At 48.5% G+C, this 344-nt stretch carries 2 tRNA genes; both read left to right on the forward strand.

The features are described from left to right. Positions 1 to 82: 82 nt before the first annotated feature. Positions 83 to 159 (forward strand) — tRNA-Ile (locus AACR93_RS02975). Between the two features lie 10 nt (positions 160 to 169). Further along, a tRNA-Ala gene (locus AACR93_RS02980) sits at positions 170 to 245 on the forward strand. The last annotated feature ends 99 nt before the right edge of the window (positions 246 to 344 follow it).

Genomic DNA, 344 nt, shown 5'->3' on the forward strand with positions numbered 1-344 from the left:
CACCTCCTTACCTTAAGATGACGAAGTTGTTGAGTGTTCACACAGATTGCCTTGATTCAAGTTTAGAGACAGTACACGAAGTGGGTCTGTAGCTCAGGTGGTTAGAGCGCACCCCTGATAAGGGTGAGGTCGGTGGTTCGAGTCCACTCAGACCCACCACTTCGATTACGGGGCTATAGCTCAGCTGGGAGAGCGCCTGCTTTGCACGCAGGAGGTCTGCGGTTCGATCCCGCATAGCTCCACCATAATCCGTACTGAATTTTGCGAGAAGCAAAAGCCATGAATTGGACGATATGTTCAGTCTATGTCTTTGACTTCTTTATGAAGTTTGCTCTTTAACAATC

The sequence above is a fragment of the Aeromonas sp. L_1B5_3 genome, assembly GCF_963866575.1.
Lineage (GTDB): Bacteria > Pseudomonadota > Gammaproteobacteria > Enterobacterales > Aeromonadaceae > Aeromonas > Aeromonas jandaei.